General features: G+C 38.8%; 17 protein-coding genes and 1 pseudogene. 11 read left to right on the top strand and 7 right to left on the bottom strand.

The annotated features are described in order from the left end of the window. Positions 1-34: 34 nt before the first annotated feature. The 3 genes from PMAN_RS16005 (at position 35) to PMAN_RS16015 (ending at position 5,325) form a co-directional block, all read left to right on the top strand. Complete coding sequence (locus PMAN_RS16005; protein ID WP_010556152.1) at positions 35-613, top strand: DJ-1/PfpI family protein; 579 nt, start codon at positions 35-37, stop codon at positions 611-613. A 238-nt stretch (positions 614-851) separates the two neighbouring features. Further along, positions 852-3,185 (top strand): S9 family peptidase, encoded by a 2,334-nt coding sequence (locus PMAN_RS16010; RefSeq protein ID WP_010556151.1) that lies wholly within the window; start codon positions 852-854, stop codon positions 3,183-3,185. A 286-nt stretch (positions 3,186-3,471) separates the two neighbouring features. Beyond that, positions 3,472-5,325 carry a P-loop NTPase fold protein gene (locus tag PMAN_RS16015; protein ID WP_010556150.1) on the top strand — a complete coding sequence of 618 codons (1,854 nt, stop codon included), beginning with the start codon at positions 3,472-3,474 and terminating at the stop codon, positions 5,323-5,325. A gap of 196 nt (positions 5,326-5,521) precedes the next feature. Here the strand turns inward: PMAN_RS16015 and PMAN_RS16020 are convergent, their stop codons facing one another. Beyond that, on the bottom strand, positions 5,522-5,797 hold the full coding sequence (locus tag PMAN_RS16020; RefSeq protein ID WP_010556149.1) for a helix-turn-helix domain-containing protein: 276 nt from the start codon (positions 5,795-5,797) through the stop codon (positions 5,522-5,524). A 364-nt stretch (positions 5,798-6,161) separates the two neighbouring features. Next, positions 6,162-6,473: a hypothetical protein gene (locus PMAN_RS16025; RefSeq protein ID WP_008130547.1), complete on the bottom strand. Its 312-nt coding sequence runs from the start codon at positions 6,471-6,473 to the stop codon at positions 6,162-6,164. Positions 6,474-6,582: 109 nt separating this feature from the next. Here PMAN_RS16025 and nhaR point away from each other — a divergent pair, with 109 nt between their 5' ends. The 3 genes from nhaR to PMAN_RS16040 all read left to right on the top strand — a co-directional run bounded on the left by nhaR (position 6,583) and on the right by PMAN_RS16040 (position 10,030). Then, positions 6,583-7,476: a transcriptional activator NhaR gene (gene nhaR, locus PMAN_RS16030; RefSeq protein ID WP_010556148.1), complete on the top strand. Its 894-nt coding sequence runs from the start codon at positions 6,583-6,585 to the stop codon at positions 7,474-7,476. A gap of 507 nt (positions 7,477-7,983) precedes the next feature. After that, a complete protein-coding gene (locus PMAN_RS16035) occupies positions 7,984-8,958 on the top strand; it encodes a DUF1852 domain-containing protein (protein WP_010556147.1) in 975 nt (324 codons plus the stop codon). A gap of 31 nt (positions 8,959-8,989) precedes the next feature. Further along, the gene (locus PMAN_RS16040) at positions 8,990-10,030 is read left to right on the top strand and encodes a methionine synthase (protein WP_010556146.1); all 1,041 of its coding nucleotides are present in this window, start codon (positions 8,990-8,992) and stop codon (positions 10,028-10,030) included. A gap of 346 nt (positions 10,031-10,376) precedes the next feature. On the opposite strand, the gene PMAN_RS16045 is transcribed toward PMAN_RS16040, so the two are convergent. After that, positions 10,377-11,456, bottom strand: a complete 1,080-nt coding sequence (locus PMAN_RS16045; RefSeq protein ID WP_010556145.1) for a serine hydrolase domain-containing protein — start codon at positions 11,454-11,456, stop codon at positions 10,377-10,379. Between the two features lie 141 nt (positions 11,457-11,597). Between PMAN_RS16045 and PMAN_RS16050 the strand changes: the two are divergent. After that, positions 11,598-11,765, top strand: a pseudogene (locus PMAN_RS16050) (IS110 family transposase); the annotation flags it as partial. Between the two features lie 42 nt (positions 11,766-11,807). On the opposite strand, the gene PMAN_RS16055 reads toward PMAN_RS16050, so the two are convergent. Then, positions 11,808-12,545: a hypothetical protein gene (locus PMAN_RS16055; RefSeq protein WP_010556143.1), complete on the bottom strand. Its 738-nt coding sequence runs from the start codon at positions 12,543-12,545 to the stop codon at positions 11,808-11,810. A gap of 615 nt (positions 12,546-13,160) precedes the next feature. Here PMAN_RS16055 and PMAN_RS16060 point away from each other — a divergent pair. Next, positions 13,161-13,832 carry a haloacid dehalogenase type II gene (locus tag PMAN_RS16060; protein ID WP_010556142.1) on the top strand — a complete coding sequence of 224 codons (672 nt, stop codon included), beginning with the start codon at positions 13,161-13,163 and terminating at the stop codon, positions 13,830-13,832. 74 nt (positions 13,833-13,906) lie between these two features. On the opposite strand, the gene PMAN_RS16065 is transcribed toward PMAN_RS16060, so the two are convergent. Beyond that, positions 13,907-14,773 (bottom strand): LysR family transcriptional regulator, encoded by an 867-nt coding sequence (locus PMAN_RS16065; RefSeq protein ID WP_010556141.1) that lies wholly within the window; start codon positions 14,771-14,773, stop codon positions 13,907-13,909. A gap of 114 nt (positions 14,774-14,887) precedes the next feature. On the opposite strand from PMAN_RS16065, the gene PMAN_RS16070 reads away from it, so the two are divergent. The 3 genes from PMAN_RS16070 (at position 14,888) to PMAN_RS16080 (ending at position 16,576) form a co-directional block, all read left to right on the top strand. Further along, on the top strand, positions 14,888-15,388 hold the full coding sequence (locus PMAN_RS16070; RefSeq protein WP_010556140.1) for a lactoylglutathione lyase family protein: 501 nt from the start codon (positions 14,888-14,890) through the stop codon (positions 15,386-15,388). Positions 15,389-15,586: 198 nt separating this feature from the next. Further along, positions 15,587-16,030 (top strand): GNAT family N-acetyltransferase, encoded by a 444-nt coding sequence (locus PMAN_RS16075; RefSeq protein WP_010556139.1) that lies wholly within the window; start codon positions 15,587-15,589, stop codon positions 16,028-16,030. Between the two features lie 57 nt (positions 16,031-16,087). Next, on the top strand, positions 16,088-16,576 hold the full coding sequence (locus PMAN_RS16080; protein ID WP_010556138.1) for a GNAT family N-acetyltransferase: 489 nt from the start codon (positions 16,088-16,090) through the stop codon (positions 16,574-16,576). Between the two features lie 208 nt (positions 16,577-16,784). Here the strand turns inward: PMAN_RS16080 and PMAN_RS16085 are convergent, their stop codons facing one another. Continuing rightward, on the bottom strand, positions 16,785-16,991 hold the full coding sequence (locus tag PMAN_RS16085) for a zinc ribbon domain-containing protein (protein WP_006793268.1): 207 nt from the start codon (positions 16,989-16,991) through the stop codon (positions 16,785-16,787). A gap of 325 nt (positions 16,992-17,316) precedes the next feature. Next, positions 17,317-18,006: a hypothetical protein gene (locus tag PMAN_RS16090; RefSeq protein ID WP_006793269.1), complete on the bottom strand. Its 690-nt coding sequence runs from the start codon at positions 18,004-18,006 to the stop codon at positions 17,317-17,319. Positions 18,007-18,361 lie beyond the last annotated feature (355 nt).

Raw genomic sequence — 18,361 nt, forward strand, 5'->3', positions numbered from 1 at the left:
CTAATTTAAACGTTTGAAATAGAAGGAACGCTAAATGAACATAGGTATTTATATATATGATGATGCTGAAGTACTCGACTTTTCAGGCCCATTTGAAGTATTTAGTACTGCTCAACGTTTAGCTAAAAACGAGTGGAATATATTTTTAGTCGCGCAACATAATCAGCCTGTCAATGCGCGAGGTGGTTTTAGTGTAAACCCCCATTACAGTTTTGCTGATCATCCTCCTATAGATTTATTGTTAGTGGTTGGCGGTGTTCACAATAATGAGCTTACTAAAGCACCTGTTATTGATTGGATAAAGCGCACAGCTCAGTTAGCTCCTGTCGTTGCATCGGTATGTACTGGCGCATTTTTATTAGCAAAGGCAGAGCTATTAAATGGTAAAAATGTAACAACTCACTGGGAAGACATAAACGACCTAGCTGCGATGTTTCCTTTACTCAACGTAATAAGTAATAAGCGCTGGGTTAAGCATGATAAGTTTACAACCTCGGCGGGTATTTCGGCAGGTATCGATATGAGCTTACATTTAGTCGCTGAACATATAAGCCCTGAACTTGCAAAACTTACAGCAAAGCAAATGCAGTACACATGGCACAAAAATATTTAAATACGCCTTAACTTCACATTACTGCCTAACCAAGGCTGATAAGTTAGTCAAAAGTGAAATATTGTTTATTATTAAAAGCAATACGGCTTAAATGTACCTATTTTGCGATAAGTGTGCTGATATAAAGCCAATAATTTTGTTAAATTAAGGTTGGTAATACAAGTATGTATTACTAAATCAACTTATTGCAAAACTCATAAAATAATAGCGGTAAGTAAATACCACTTTAGGGACTCACATGAAATTACTTAAAACCTCAGTGCTTGCTTTTTCTATATTAGCGGGGCTGTCTTTATCTGGTTGTTCTATGACTCAAAATACCCCATCTACTTTAGCCTCGTCTGAAATAGACACGCCACTTTCACTCGCGCAAATTTATAAAGATAAAGAATTTAAAACCCAGCGAAGCACTTACTTTAAGTGGCTAGACGATGGTACCGGCTATACCGTACTTGAAGAGCGCGAAAGCGAAAAAGAAAAAGCAGACGATAACAACGCCGATGATGAAAAAGAACACGGCGTAAAAGGCAATGACATTGTATTTTACAATGCTGACGGCACAGGCCGTAAAGTATTAGTTGAGTTTGAAAAGCTATTGCCAGAGGGCGCAGACGAGCCATTTGCAATCGAAAGCTACCAATGGTCAAAAGACGGTAAGTGGCTGATGGTATTTACCAACAGCGAGCAAGTTTGGCGCTCACGCAGCAGAGGCGACTTTTGGTTACTTAACCTTGAGACTAACCAACTACAGCAATTAGGTGGTAAAGACGTTGAGCCAACTTCGTTAATGTTTGCTAAGTTCTCGCCAGATAGCTCAAAAGTGGCTTACGTACGCGACAACAATATTTATATGCAAGCGGTTGGCAATCACGATGTAACTGCGCTCACAACCGATGGCAGTGCCACCATTGTTAACGGTAACTTTGATTGGGTATACGAAGAAGAGTTTACTATTGCCGATGGTTTTCGTTGGAGCCCAGACAACAAATCAATCGCCTATTGGCAGCTTGATACCAGTGACGTTAAATTTTTCACTATGATCAACAACACCGATAAGCTCTACCCTACTCTTAAAGAGTTCCCTTATCCTAAAGCGGGTGAAACCAACTCTGCCGTGCGTGTTGGTGTGGTAAGCCTTGCTGATAAACAAACCCGTTGGGCTGAGCTTGAAGGCGATAACCGCGACCGTTATATTCCGCGTATTAGCTGGGCAGGCACTGGTAAGGAATTAATGATCCAAGACTTAAACCGCCCACAAAGCCATAACAAAGTGTGGTTGTTTGATTGGCAAAAGCAGCAACTGACTAAAATTTTAGAAGACAAAGACGATGCGTTTATCGAATGGTTTTACAAAGCAAACTGGTCAAAAGACGGCGAGTTTTTTATTTGGCACAGTGAGCGCGACGGTTGGCGTCATCTTTATCGTGTATCGCGCGATGGCAAAACTATTATCGACCTAACCCCAGGCGATTACGACATTATTGATATGCTGAGCATTAATGAAGACAAAAACGTGATGTATTTTATTGCCTCGCCAAACGATCCTGGTCAGCGTTATTTATACAGCACACCGCTTGATGGCAGCAGCAAACCGGCACGGGTTACACCTGCTGATTTTGAAGGCTCAAACAGCTATTACATGTCAAAAGATGCCTCATGGGCAATGCATACTTACTCAAAATTTGGAACGCCACCGACTAAAGAGATCATTAAAGTAAGCGATCATAGTAATGTAAAAACCTTAGTTGAAAATACAAAGCTCAAACAAAAGCTTGCTGAGCAAAGCTTACCAAAGCATGAATTTTTTAAAGTAAACGCGCAAGATGGCACCGAGCTTGACGGCTACATTATGTTCCCAGAGAACATGGATAAAAGTAAAAAATACCCAATTGTGTTTTACGTATACGGCGAACCATGGGGCTCTACTGTGCAAGACCGCTGGGAAGGCAACAGTTACTTGTATAAATCACTGTTAACGCAAAAAGGCTTTATTGTGGCATCGGTTGATAACCGTGGTACACGTGCACCAAAAGGCCGCGATTGGCGCAAATCGATTTATAAAAAAATTGGCTCAATTACCGTGAAAGACCAAGTAGACGCCCTAGATGCTATGGCTAAACGCTGGGATGTAATCGACACCGACCGCGTTGGCGTGTGGGGACACTCTGGGGGCGGTAGTTCAACCCTTAACTTGTTATTCCGCCACGGTGATAAATTTAAAGTGGGCATTGCCTCAGCACCTGTGCCAGACATTCGTTTGTACGACACCATTTACCAAGAGCGTTATGCGGGCAACCCAAATACAGACCCAGAGAGTTACGATAACACCTCGCCGATTACCTTTGCTAAAAACCTAACCGGTAAGCTACTGCTTATCCATGGCACAGGTGATGATAACGTGCATTACCAAGGCTCAGAGCGATTAATTGACGAGCTTGTAAAGCATAATAAGCAGTTTGAGTTTTTCTCATACCCAAACCGCTCACACAGCTTACGTGAAGGCAAAGGCACTACCTTGCATTACCATACTATGATGGCTGACTTTTTTGAAAAGCACTTACTAACCAAGTAACCGCTTTAAAAAGTAAAATACTAAAGCCGCACACTCATTATTAGTGTGCGGCTTTTTTAATCAAAATGTAACGGGGGTTTACAGCTGAGTTGAAAGGTTAAAGGTGAAAGGTTTTTAGTTACGGTGGGTTGGGTAGACTGCAACGAAACCCAACAAAAATTTGTAGTATTGGCAAAGTAGTTGACGCTAATGACAAGCGACATCATGACTCCTATCTTTTTTGGCCTCTGTATAAACCAGTCTCGATAAATTATACTAAATAGAATCAAATTTATTGAGAGTAATCATGACAGGCAAAGCAACAAAACAAATTATTGAGCAGCTAAAGGACTCTAGTCACCCTCCAATTGTTTTACTTGATGGCGCTTGGGGGATAGGTAAAACTTACTTAATCGATAATGAGTTACGCCCGTTGATTGAATCTGCTCCTCAAGAATTTGGTGATTATCATTACATCTCAGTGTTCGGCATACAAAACGTCACAGAATTTCAGGATCAAATCGTTTCACTTTATATCTCCAATCAAAAAGAAGGTTCCAAGTACCTTGATGGTTTAACTAGTTTAAGTGGCAAGCTCGCTCGTATGTGTGGTGCTGATACTAGTGAAGCGGGAGTTATTCAGGGCGTCATATCTGGTACTACAGGATTTCTTCGTCAAAAAGCAATCCAAAATATGAAAGATGTTACGCTTGTAGTAGACGACTTAGAACGATTAACAGATGAAAAACTAATTGCAGACATAATGGGAACCTGCTTACGATTTGCTGAAAATAACAAAATAAAAATCATTGCAGTAGCAAACGTGGCTGCATTAAAAGATAAAAACAAAGTTGAAAAGTCTTTCAGTGACGTAATCAAACTGACTAGAACGACTGAAGAGCTGCTTACCATTATTAATCAAATTTATAATGACGTGTTAGAGCCTGCGGTGGAAAAGGTAATTTTTCAAACTATTAACCAAGCACAATCGTTTAATGTAGATATCAATAATTTACGAGTGCTTCAACGAGCCATAAACAGAATCATAAAATTAATGAAAAGAGTTGGCGATATCGAAGAAATAGATCAAAGGCGTAGTGCCGAAATGTTAACCCAACATATTCTTCTTCTGACGCTTTATTGTTACTCTAACAAATTAAATTGGGAAGATTTTGTTTTAATACTAAGTAATACTGATAAGTGGCGAACCCACCAATTGACAGCAGCAATAGCCCGTAAAAAAGACCAGCCTCAGGTGGAGAAGCTTTCCGAAGAAGAGCTGCGGCAAAAAGCTTTGTTCGATCAATTAAGTTCACTGCTTAACGGCTTGCCTTTTATCGATGTTTTGGCAGAATACTGTTTTACTAACCTTGTACCTGAACTCAGTGATGAAGAGTTCATTAAGCGATTTCAACTACCTAGACCATCTAATCCCATAGATATTTTTAAATCTCACACATTTTATAGTTTTACTACTGAAGACGAATTTGAGCTGGGTATTGAGCAGTTGGAGGAATTACTCTTTACCATGAACAATGTAAATTGGTCAGATTGGATAATATGTTGTGATACATATTTGTTTATGTATGAACGAGGGTACTTTGAAGACGCTAATATACCTAAGCTTACTAATAAGCTAGAAACAAGAGTTTTAGAAGATGGGGTTATAGATCTAGACACAGTAAATAACTCTCGCCTAAATTTTAGAGATTACTCATCTAATCAAATCAGGACGGCTAGCTTTGAGCAAGCCATTAATAAAATATATCAACGCTCTAAATCTAAGCATGAAGCTTCTATTACAGAAAGCTTCTTAAAAGATTGGCGAAAGACTATTCATAAACCTCAATGCCATATTGAAAATCAGCCATTTTTCCATAGTATTGATCACGGAATACTCGCAGAAGCCATTGCTCAATGGACCGTGATGGAAATAGCTGAGTTCGTAGGTTTTATTAGAAGAAGATACCTTATAGTTAATAACCCAGAAAAAGATAAATTAGAATTACCTGCTATAAAGCAACTTTCCAAGCAATTGGATTTAAAGCGGAAACATATACCTGGGCGTCTACAAAAAGGGGTTTTTAAAGAACTAATAGTTGAGCTTAACAATGCTATAACTACTATTGAAGTTAGGCAGAAGAGCGATTCTCTTAATTAAATGCCGAATAATACTAAGGCCATAATTTTGAGCTATGTAGTCAAGAGATAGCATTGATATTTGTGAGCCTCAGCTTGAAAAGATGAGCGTATAAATAAAACCCTTCATATGTTCAGTGTGGAGGTGAGTAATCTAAATCAATAAACGCAACGAAGACATATACCGAATGAACCTCGCCGCTGCTGTTTGATTGTTACTATACTATTGTCTGGATTTGCATTAGTAATTTATTTTTAGCCTTTTCATCATGTTGAGGTACAACCACATCTATTTTTACCTCTAAACCTAAAGCTTCCATTAAATCAAACGCGCGGCCAATCGATAACGATCCTGTGCCATTTTCAAAATCACTTACTGTATTAATACTAATACCGGAGAAATCTCCCGCAGTTTTTTGGTCAAGCTTTTGGCTTTTTCTCACAATGCTTGCCAATTTACCTAATTGTTTTGCTGACTTTATCGTGACTTCCATAATCCATCCAAAATTCACAGTGTTTTGTGAATAATAGTAAAAATAGTACAGGAAAGCTAATAATTCACAATACTTTGTGAATTATTACGAAAGTTAACTCACTAAAGGATAAATTCACAGTATTTTGTGAATTAGTAAGTTAATAGGCATGAACCTAATAAATTCACAATAAACTATGAATTTAGGTAATTGAAAATTTCACTCTCTTTTTAATCAAAATGTAATGGGGGTTACAGCTGGATTTAAAGATTAAAGGAACAAGAATACTGATCAATAGGTAATAATTGAATCGTTTAATACTAAACACAGCTTGGAATTAGAGAGGTATTAAAAAAGTAGCTTCCTTGCTACTACAAGTGCGATATTAAGAGCTTGGTTGCGAAGGTTGATACTTATTAACGAGAATGTGCTGCAAACTTTTAAGTGCCCGCTTTATCGCTTGCAGCATACTTCGTCCTTTTGTATTTACATTAATACTGGGTAGCCCAGGTACAAGAATATTAATTTTGCACTGCTGCAAAGTGCCGTGGCGATCACTCGAAAGATCATTTATTTGAATCTCCACTTTGCGAATATTTAAAGCATGTTTTGCCAATTGTGTTTTGATCAGCTTTAAAAGCGACATCTTTTCACTTGCGTTAATTATCTTGTTTTTAACTGTAAGTTTTAGCTTCATGCAATTACACCTTTTAATAGTACCTATGTTGCAGGCATGACTGTAATCTACTAACTTAGAGGCAAAGGAAAAAGCTGATTATTTCTTACTTTAAAACAGGTATTTTCGAATGATTACCAACATCAACTACAATCACTTATATTATTTTTGGCAAGTAAGTAAGCACGGCAGTGTTGCAGCGGCGAGTAAAATACTTAATTTAACGCCGCAAACGGTCAGCTCACAAATCACTAACTTAGAGCAACGACTAGGAAAACCACTGTTTGTTCGCCAAGGGCGAGGCCTAAAGTTAACGGAGTTTGGCCATGTTACACAGCAGTACACCAATGATATGTTTGCTATTGCTCACGAATGGCTCGAAACCACGCAAGGTGATGCCACGCACTATTCACGAACGTTAAAGGTCGGTATTTCAGATGTGTTGCCCAAATCACTGGTGTCAAAGTGGCTAGCCCCTTTAATTAATAACGACCGTATTACCAACTTACACTGTATTGATGGCCAACAAGATGAACTGCTTGCACAAATGGCGATTCATAAGCTTGATTTAGTGTTAGCCGATAAACCGCTCGATACCACTTTATCGTTTAAGGCGTTTTGCCATGAAATAGGCAAAAGCCAAATCGCTCTTTTTGGAAACAAAACATGGCATTCGCAGTTACATAAGGAGTTTCCGCAATCTTTAAATAACAAGCCTTTAGTGCTGCCTGCAAAAGAAAGCCCCGTTGCGCGTGCTATGTATTATTGGCTGCAAGAACACAAGATTGAAATGACAATAGCTGGCCATGTTGACGACAGCGCATTAATGAAGTCGTTAGGTGAACAAGGGTTTGGCATATTCCCTGCGCCTATTTTGGTAAAAGCCGAAGTAGAGCGTCACTACGACGTTAACTATATAGGTACAATTGATAATGTTTATCAGCATTATTATGCCTTTACGCCCGACAGGCTTATTAAAGACAGTATTTACGATGAATTTATAAAGCACGCTCAAACAACGTAAGCTTAGCGCTACTCGTCACGTGGTTATCAATGTGTTTAATTAAGCGCCCTATTTTTAAATACTAAATTGTATTTAAAAAATAAACATTTCCTCATTTAGCTTTATATTAAATTTTTAAAGTGGGTTGTTACTTTTAAGTCATTAAATTAATTAGACTTTATTAAATATCAGACCTACCAGTACAAACGATAAGCGTGTTCTAAAAGCGTTGAATATTATTCAGGTTTTATATGAATAAAATGCATAGCTTACTTTGTTAAATAGAGATCTAGACGTCTAAATTGAGTTTTGCCCCTCATCAGCAACTAATCAATATTGCTAACTTAATGAATTCACTCAAGCGTGAATCTGTCTCATGTTTTACCTGAAATAAACCCGTTTTTCTTCATGCTACATACCGCGTATAAATTCATTAACTCAGCAAAGCATCATTACTGCTTAACCGTTATGTCGGTTTAACAACCAGTTAATAAAAGCAGTAACCACTCAAATTGAAAGGATACGGCTATGAGCACTGATCTTACATTTACTATTAAAAGCACTAACTTGGATGAAAACTACCATCCATCAAATAACACACGTATTACGACTAATTTCGCTAATTTAGCAAGGGGTGAAAGCCGCCAACAAAACCTGCGTAATACCCTAAAAATGATCAACAACCGCTTTAATGCACTGGCCAGTTGGGATAACTCACAAGGGGATCGTTACGAGATTGAGCTCGAGATCATTTCGGTTGATTTAGATATTACTAGCAGTGGCCAGGCATTTCCGTCAATTGAGGTATTAAAAACCAATATTATTGACCGCCAAACTAACGAGCGAATTGAAGGCATGGTGGGTAATAACTTTTCATCGTATGTGCGCGACTACGACTTTAGCGTGTTACTACTTGAGCATAACAAAAGCAAACCGCAATTTAGCATTCCCGATAACTTTGGTGACTTACACGGCAAGTTGTTTAAATGCTTTGTAAACTCAAATACCTATAAACAGCACTTTAAAAAGCCACCGGTTATTTGTTTAAGCGTGTCTGATAACAAAATCTATCAGCAAACCGAAAACTTACACCCTATTTTAGGCGTAGAGTATCAGCCTAATGAGTCGTCGTTAACAGAGCAATACTTTAAAAAAATGGGCTTACAAGTGCGCTACTTTATGCCACCTAATAGCGTTGCGCCGTTAGCGTTTTACTTTTTTGGTGACCTACTTAACGACTACAGCAACCTTGAACTAATTAGCACCATTAGCACCATGGAAACGTTTCAAAAAATTTATCGTCCAGAAATTTATAACGCCAACGCCGCCGCTGGTAGCCGTTATAAACCGAATTTAAAAAATGACGACCATTCGTTAACGCAAATTGTGTATGACCGCGCAGAGCGAGGTCAATTAGCGGTAGAGCAAGGTAAATTTACTGAGCAGCACTTTATTAAGCCTTATCAGTCAGTGCTGCAGCAGTTCTCGGCAAGTATCGCTTAATCACACAACAAAGTTAAAGGCAGCATTTATTATGAAAAAACTATTACCCACTTCATCAGCAGGCAGCTTGCCAAAACCGTCATGGCTTGCTGAGCCCGAAACCTTATGGTCACCGTGGAAATTACAAGGTAGCGAGCTGGTAGATGGCAAACACGACGCTCTGCGAATTACTCTGCACGAACAACAAACCGCAGGCGTAGATATAGTCAGCGATGGCGAACAAACTCGTCAGCACTTTGTAACCACCTTTATTGAGCACTTAAATGGCGTTGATTTTGAAAACCGTAAAACGGTTAAAATTCGCGACCGCTACGACGCCAGCGTACCCACAGTGGTTGGCCCTGTGTCTCGCACTAAATCGGTATTTGTTGAAGACGCCAAGTTTTTACGCCAGCAAACCAGCCAACCAATTAAATGGGCATTGCCTGGGCCAATGACCATGATCGACACCCTGTATGACGATCATTATAAAAGCCGTGAAAAACTAGCATGGGAATTTGCTAAAATACTCAACCAAGAAGCCAAAGAACTAGAAGCCGCTGGGGTTGATATAATTCAATTTGATGAACCCGCTTTTAACGTGTTTTTTGACGAGGTAAACGACTGGGGCATAGCTTGCCTAGAGCGAGCTATAGAAGGGTTAAAATGCGAAACCGCCGTGCATATTTGTTATGGCTACGGGATTAAGGCCAACACCGATTGGAAGAAAACCCTCGGCACCGAGTGGCGACAATACGAAGAAGTATTCCCTAAGCTGCAAAAATCGAATATAGATATTATTTCCCTCGAATGCCAAAACTCACATGTACCCATAGAGCTACTTGAGCTCGTACGCGGTAAAAAAATAATGGTAGGCGCAATCGATGTAGCCACCAATACTATAGAAACCCCTGAAGAGGTGGCAAAAACCCTACGCGAAGCGCTTAAATACGTTGATGCAGACAAGCTCTACCCCTGCACCAATTGCGGCATGGCCCCCCTGCCGCGCGACATCGCAAACGGTAAACTCAACGCCCTAAGCAAAGGTGCAGAGCTAGTACGTAACGAGTTATTAGCAGCGAATGTCGCTTAATTTCAGTTAAAGCAGCTGCAAAAAAGCCACACCTTAAAAAATGTTGAGGTGTGGCTTTTTTAATCAAAATGTAAGGGGGGTTTACAGCTGAATTTAGAGGTTCAAGGCAAAAGGTTCTAAGTTCGTTGAATATTGGTTGGATTGAATTCAACAAACCTAGCGTCATTAAATAAATTTAACCGAGCCGCTAGGTATTAATTATTGAGTGGAAGTGCCCCATTTACAGAGAACGGCAACGCCGTTTTAAGCGGCGAGTAATAGCTTGCTAAAATGTGAAACGAAGTGGAACCGAGCAAGCTGTTACGTGTCCGACTTGAAAACCCCTGTTAGGCAGCATTAAGCAAACTTAATTATAGTGAGTAATAATTGCTCTCATCACCTTCGATTGAAGTTCATAAGTCTCATCACCGCCATTAGTTAAAATAACAATTTCAAGATCGTGCTTCGGATGAAAAAATAATTCTGTTTGATAGCCATCTTGTGAACCGCCATGAGAATAAAAAGGCTCATCACCCCAGCCTATAATCCAACCTAAACCAAAGGTGCCATCATCACCTGCACCACTATGAACTTTTGTCATCGAAATTAACGATTTTTGACTAATAATTTGTCCCTCTTTCAATGCAACAATAAAGTTGTTCAGGTCTTCAATACTACTGACTTGAGCCATTGCCCCTGTGGTATATTGACGATTACCAAAAATAGATTCCGTTTTAGCATAATTAAGGGCGTCATTAGGCTTAATAGTGACGCCTTTCTCGACAATGTAGCTATTTTTCATATTTGCAGGAACAAAGATATTCTCACTCAAATATTCGGAAAAACTAACTCCGCTTACTTTTGCTATAACTTCAGCTAACAATACGTAACAACTATTACAATAAATCGCTTTATCGAAAGCTTGTGGTTTAACCTTAATCATATTTGAGGAAATAAATTTTATAACATCTTGGTTTGTGGATAAATTTGCTAAGTTTAGGTTTGAGTCTGAGAAGAAGTCGTCAGAAATATATACCCTATGAGATAGTAAATGCTTTATCGTTATAACTTTCCAACCTGTGGGTAGCTCTTGAATGTATTTGGTTATATGATCGTCTAGAGAAAGCTTTTTCTGTTCAACTAACTTCATAATTGCCAGTGCAGTAAAAGGTTTACTAATTGAGCCAATTCTAAACCCTGTATGAGAGCTAATTGAATTATTATTATCTTTGTTAGCAAGCCCTTTACTTAACTGATAAATAATTTCATTATTTTTTTTTACTAAAACACTAACACCTGGTTGGTCTTTTTTTTGCTTTGAAAGTATTAAATTTAACTTGTCTACAAGAGCGCTTTTATTCTCTTGAGAATGAACAACACCAAATACAGGTGTGCTTGCTAAATAGATAAGTAAAATCAGAAAAGCTTGAATTATAATTTTTTGCATTATTGCTTCTTCTTTGACTGAGGCACAACTTAATCAGCTGCCTAACGCCCGCATAAGCGGCTATTAATAATGGGCTAAACTTATTGAGCGCAGCGACAATAGCCCATTGTTAATTGTCCGATGCGAGTTTACGAGCCTTAATTGATGTCAGCGATTCAATGCAACCCAAAATTCAAAGGCATTTATCAACGAATGATTGCAGCAGGAAAGCCTAAAAAAGTAGCCATCATTGCCTGTATACGAAAGCTTGTAGTGATAATAAATTCTATGGTGAGAGATGGTGTCATGTGGGACCCTAAAATGGTTTAAAATTAGGATTTGACACCATAGTCACTTGTTATGCGCCACCTTCTATATACCACTAATTATTTTTACTGCCCAATCTCCCCAGTTCTGTGTTTTAAAGACGGTATTCATCGCTATGGCTAGGACGCAAAATAAACTAAAAGATATCAATGTGCTAGTGTAAATGCGACCTCTAGTTATCCAGTCAAATACCATAAGAAAAGCGTAAATTAAAAACATAAACACAAACATAGAATAACCCGGTATCGGAAGTAAATGGATTATTCGATTGAGACCTTCAGGCATCATTTGGATAGCCGCAGCAATCATGAATCGTTTATGGTGTACAGGCCTCTTTATGTTTAGAATACCTAGAATATAAAGTATTAAGAAAATTAACCATTGAAGGAAAGTCCCACCTAAGAATGCACCTGCTCGAATTCTAGCTTGGGCGTCTTCAGGGGCGAATACACCAAAACCAACTAGGCGATGATAGAATTCAAAAGCCATAATTGAGCCGGTAATCAAAATCCCAACCACGAAAAAGACACTTAATTTGCCTAGGCTTTTGTGCGCAGAGTAGTTGCTTGCAGCAGACAATCTAATTTGATTTAGAAGCAACACATACCATGCAGCACTGAATACACCATGTAATCCAGTCCACAAAGTGATTCTTCCTAGGCTGTCTGGATTAGAAAGCCAACTTAACGAAAAACCGCCAAAAACAACGAAAGTAATAAATAGTGAAAAAAAATAAAAAAACCTAGTTTCACCACTGAATGTATTTGATGTATTAACGTTCACTACTGCGGACTCCCTGTACTAAAGTGTTCCTATGGTGCGAATTTTAAAAATGATTAATCGGCGCATAACAATTTAATAGTGCGCTCATTGCGCATATTTCTGCCGACGCCACGCTCATTTTTCTACTTTATATAGTTTTAGCAAATAACCTAAGGTATTACTATCATTAAGCTTTCTAAAAATTTAAGGTAAAGTTAAATAGAACAATATGCGCTATTTGCTCATTTTTATAAATATGTGAGCAAAGAGCTGTTTATCCAATCTCTATGCTTAATTTTTGATCACACCTGACTACTCACAAGACTATCTCGAAAAGACGGGCTAATAAACCCAACTTTTAGCTATTACTTTGTTTGACTTCTAGCTAGCACTTATAAGCTCAACAGCCGTTCTAGCCGTTCTAGCCGTTCTAGCCATTCTAAAACGAGCGAGTATCTCGGGTTTGAAAGCGCTGTTTCTTTAATTAAAATGTTGCGGGGTTTCTGTTAGCGTTTATAGCGTGGGTGTTGTTGCTGTACCTTATTATATAACAAATCAACAACGTTGAGCAGTCGTTCAAAGTAAGTTAAGCTCGAAACAATTAGGCTACAAGTAACTTAAATTTTGGGAGCAAACATGGCAACCACACTCGCATTTGACGTATACGGCACGCTAATAAACACCCACGGTGTAATATCTTTACTTGAAAATATGATTGGCGATAAAGCGCAAAACTTTTCAAATACATGGCGTGAAAAACAGTTAGAGTATTCGTTTAGGCGTGGCTTAATGCAAAACTATGTTCCGTTTTCAGAGTGTACTAAACAGGCGTTAGGCTACGCTTGCCTAGCGCACAAAACTCCACTCTCTGATGAACAAAAACAGCAATTGCTTGAGCAATATAAAATTTTACCCGCCTTTGACGATGTTAAAAAAGGGCTTGAGCAACTTAAAGCACAAAATTACCGGTTGTTTGCATTTTCTAATGGCGCTGCTGATGCGGTAAATACTTTGCTCGAAACGGCAGGCATAAGTGATTATTTTGAAGGTGTTGTAAGCGCCGACGATATGAAAACATTTAAACCAAACCCAGGTGTTTACAGCCACTTTTTACGCGAGGCAAATTCAACGGGTGCTAACACGTGGCTTATTTCGAGTAATCCGTTTGATATAACCGGCGCTATTTCGCATGGCATGCGCGGTGCGTGGATAAAGCGTTCTGAGGATTCTATTTTTGATCCATGGGAAATTCAGCCAACCACCACAGCAACCGATTTAGTTGATTTAAAAGCCAAATTAGTAAGTTAAAAACGAGCCCCTTTTTTTGAGGCTTATCAAAAACCAACGCTGTAAAGGGCTTTACGGGCGCAGTTATACGCGCCCTAGCCTGCTTTTATTGCTTCAATTACTGTATTCATGCGCTTTGCCATTGGCCTATTACGGTGATGGCACACATAAATATTTTCGCTAATCGGATTAGCTAAGTGGTGCGTTTTTATCAGTCCGGGTTTATTAAATGCGCTAACAGCATGCGCAGGTAAAACCGTAAAACCTACCCCTAAGCTTACCGGCTCGAGTATTAAACTTATTTGGTTAGAAAACCCCGTTTGCTTAATTTGATCAACATGCTCAAACTCACTGTAGTTTTCGCTAAGTAAAAGCTGCGCGTGGTGTTTTGCATCGGGGTGGCCAATAAAGCCAAGCTCACATAAAACCTCCCACGTTGGGTTTTTAATATGAGCAGGGGTTACTAATAATAAAGCTTCTTGACCAATTTTGTGGCTAGTAACTTCGCTAAGGGTTGGCGCTTGAGTTAAAAAGCCAATATCGGCACTGTGGTTTGCCACCGCTTGTTCAACACTGGTATTTGGAGCAAAGCGGTAATCTATAACTAGCTCCTTGTGCTCTACTTGCAGTGCTAATAGTTGATTGTAAAACTGCAGTCCGCAACTGCCTGGCGACTGTATTTTAACTAAACCGCTGTAAGGTGAATCATCTTTTAATTGCTGCTCTAAAAACTGCCATTCTTTTAATAATAAGCTGCCTTGCTGATACAAGTTTTGCCCATGTACGGTAAGCGTAAATTGTTTACCGTGGCGCTCAAGCAAGGCGCAATCTACTTGCTGCTCTAACTTTTTTATATGTTGGCTTACGCCTGACTGGGTCATATAAAGGCGCTCGGCGGTTTGGGTAAAGTGATTTACCTCAACTAAAGTACAAAACGTGTTTAACCATGTCGGGTTTATCATTACAAAATATACTCAAAATGATGATTAATGATAATTTTACTTAATAACATCTGGTTCGTAAACTAACTCCATCAACTCGTTACAAAACAAGCCACACGTTAAAGAGGACAGATTATGAGTCATACATATCCACGTAGTTTTTCGCACATTGGTATTTCAGTACCGGATGTTGAAAAAGCCGTAGAGTTTTACACTAAGGTGATGGGCTGGTACACCATAATGGAGCCGACCGTGATCACCGAAGATAACAGCCCTATTGGCGAAATGTGTACCGATGTATTTGGACCAAATTGGGAAAAATTTAAAATAGCGCACCTTTCAACAGGCGACCGTATTGGGGTGGAAATTTTCGAATTTAAAAACCAAGAAAACCCTAAAGACAACTTTGAATACTGGAAAACCGGTATCTTTCATTTCTGTGTACAAGACCCAGATGTAGAAGGCTTAGCGGATCGTATTGTTGCTGTAGGTGGTAAAAAACGTATGCCAGAGCCACGTTACTACTACCCTGGCGAAAAGCCATACCGCATGATCTACATGGAAGACCCGTTTGGTAACATCCTTGAGATTTACAGCCACAGCTACGAGCTTATATACAGCGCAGGCGCTTACTAAACATAGCTAATCTAAAAAGTTTAGCTAAAAACAAAGGCCGCAGTATTTATTACTGCGGCCTTTTTGTGTTAAATCGGCTTGTAGATTATTAGTTTGGCTAATTTAGGGGGTTATAAAAATCAATCTCTTCATTTTATTGATTATAGGTACATACACTGATAGCTTACTAATTACACAAACTGGGTCTAAAGGAAAAACATGAATTTGTCATTGGAAGACATCACCGCCGATAACTACGAAGCCATATGCGATTTAGAGGTTGCTAAAACACAAGAAGAATACGTGGCATGTAATATGTGGTCGTTAGTAGAGGCGCACTACAATAGCGGGTATACCTGTAAAGCTATTTACTTAAATGGTGTACCAGTAGGCTTTTTTATGTGGGTACAAGAAACCCCTGCAAAGGTTTCTATTTGGCGCTTTATGGTTGATCAAACTCATCAAAATAAAGGCATTGGGCGCAAAGCACTGGCTATGGCAATTGAAGAGATTAAAGCAACTCCTAAGCTTAAAGAAATCGAGATTTGTTATAACCCGCAAAATCCTGTTGCTAAAAACTTTTATACAAGTTTTGGGTTCGAAGAAGTTGGCCTCGATGAGGATGACGACGATATGTTAGCGGTTATTAAAATTAGCCGTTAACTCATTGATAAGTAGACGGCTAATTTTACGGAATAATAATAGTTGAAAGGAAATACTGTGATCATAAGATCATTTTTAGAGAACGATTTTTTAGCCGTTCAAAATATTTATCAGCAAGGTATTGATACCGGCAACGCGACCTTTCAAACTGAAGCGAAAAGTTGGCAACAGTGGAATAGTTCTATGCTCAACTATTGTCGTCTTGTAGCAGTTGAGGATGAAAAGGTGCTTGGCTGGGCCGGGTTATCTGCCGTTTCTAGCCGTGAGGTATACTCGGGCGTTGCCGAGGTAAGTGTATATGTTGCAAACCAAGCCCAAGGTAAAGGTTTAGGGCACGCATTGCTTTGTGCACTCATTAATGAATCAGAAAGCAACGGTATATGGATGCTACAAGCCAGTATCTTCCCTGAAAATACTAATAGTATTGCTTTACATGCTCGCAATGGTTTTAGGCAGGTTGGAAACCGAGAGAAACTAGGTAAATTGAATGGTGTGTGGCGCAATGTAATTTTAATGGAAAGGCGCAGCGCCATAGTGGGTTTATAATCACACAAACAGCGCAATAAGTACGTATGTGCCTTTGACTAGTATTAAACCATATTAGCGGCCATTGTGGCCGCCGAAAAAACTAATCACTAAAGCAAAATATCTTGCCAATTATTATCAGTATTCTAGGTTATCAAGTGACTGCTGAGTGCGATGAGCAGACATCGAAGGTTTTTAATGTCTGAAGTCAAGATTTGATCCCATTCACTTAATTAGTAAATAAATCAAATACATTACCTAGCGTACTAGCTTTACCACGATAAAATTCAGTGTAAGTACAATTAGAACAAATAACTGCTGTAAACTTGCGATTTTGCATATCAAAAACTTTAGACCAACCACTACCTGTGGTAGCAATTGTATCTGTGTCGTAATCAGTACAATCACATTTCGGGCATTTCCAATTCTTCGACATAGTAACTCCTTGTTTGATGAAAACACTAATACTTATAAAAAGCCTGTAGACTAACTCGTTTTTTATTTGTTTTTGTTAATGAATCAACCATAGCCGAGTTCCTATTTTGGTTCAATCAGTTATCGCTATTTTACATCAAATATAAGATGACAATGTGCAGTTGTTTTAATTGGCGTTTTGGAAGGAATTGCGGCGTTTGCGTGGCTTTATTTTAGGTTAAAAGGGCTTTCCCTCATACATGCAGCCTGTATAAAAGCCGAGGGGCAAATCTTGACTGCAGACATTATGAAGCACGAACAAAGCCAACTGTTTTTTGTCCACGCTTTTAATTTGCCTTGTTAGCAATACATTGCACACGTTTCATATAGCCATTCTTAGTTAAAACCTGAGAGCCCGATGGGTAACTATTAATAAGAAGAGCGCCACTTTCCAGATGCCATGTTGATACGGGCATACCGACTAAGCTATATAACTTTTCAATTTCAAAATCTGAGTTTATGAAATGAATATCACCATAATTCCACGATAAATGGGCTAAGCCTGATGTGACAACTAAACCGAAAGGCATTTCAAAAATATCTTTTACATTCATACGCTCGATGAGTGTGATCTTATCGTTTTCATCGATTAAAAGTAACTCACCTCCGAATTCACCATTATTACTACCTGTGATGCTCTTTTTCCCCAAGTTTATAACTACATGTGGCTGTATTATTTGGTGCTCAATAGCCGTTTTTTCATCGGAGTAAGGTGAGCTTCTAGGAAAAGACTTTTTGTACTTACCTGTCGCTCTATCCAAAAGTTCAAGCTTCCATATTCTTGGCTTTGAATCATTTTGTGTAGATTCAAGAAACTCTTTTACGCCAACCTCTGTAACCTCACTTTTAACAGTACCTTTTAATACTGTTTTATTAAGATATTTAGTAGGTTCATAAGAGGCACAATTTATCTTTTCGAATACATTAGCAAATGAATTGAAGGATAATATGAGTGCAATAATGGTAAAGTATTTCAAGAAACATCCTTGTTATTGCTAACAGTTTTATTAGAAGACACTTTCCCTATTTTAGCGCGAAAACATCCTAATGTTGTGAGCTCATATTAATAACAAATACTATAAGTTATTACCAGATATATATATTATGCTTTCTGTAGCTTATATAAACATGTAAAAAAGAGGAAAGTTTCCTCTTATTATTACTAAACAAATGATGACTCAACTGAATGACTGCTTCTCGCTCTTTGCCGAGGCTCAGCTAAGTGCCATAAGCCGACTATCAGCCGTAACTCGTTTCTGCCCCAAAATGAGTTAACGTAAATGCTCTAAGGGTGGCTTTGAACGGAGAGCAGGCAGTCGAACAAAATCCTTT

It is taken from the genome of Pseudoalteromonas marina (genome assembly GCF_000238335.3).
Classification (GTDB): Bacteria; Pseudomonadota; Gammaproteobacteria; order Enterobacterales; family Alteromonadaceae; genus Pseudoalteromonas; species Pseudoalteromonas marina.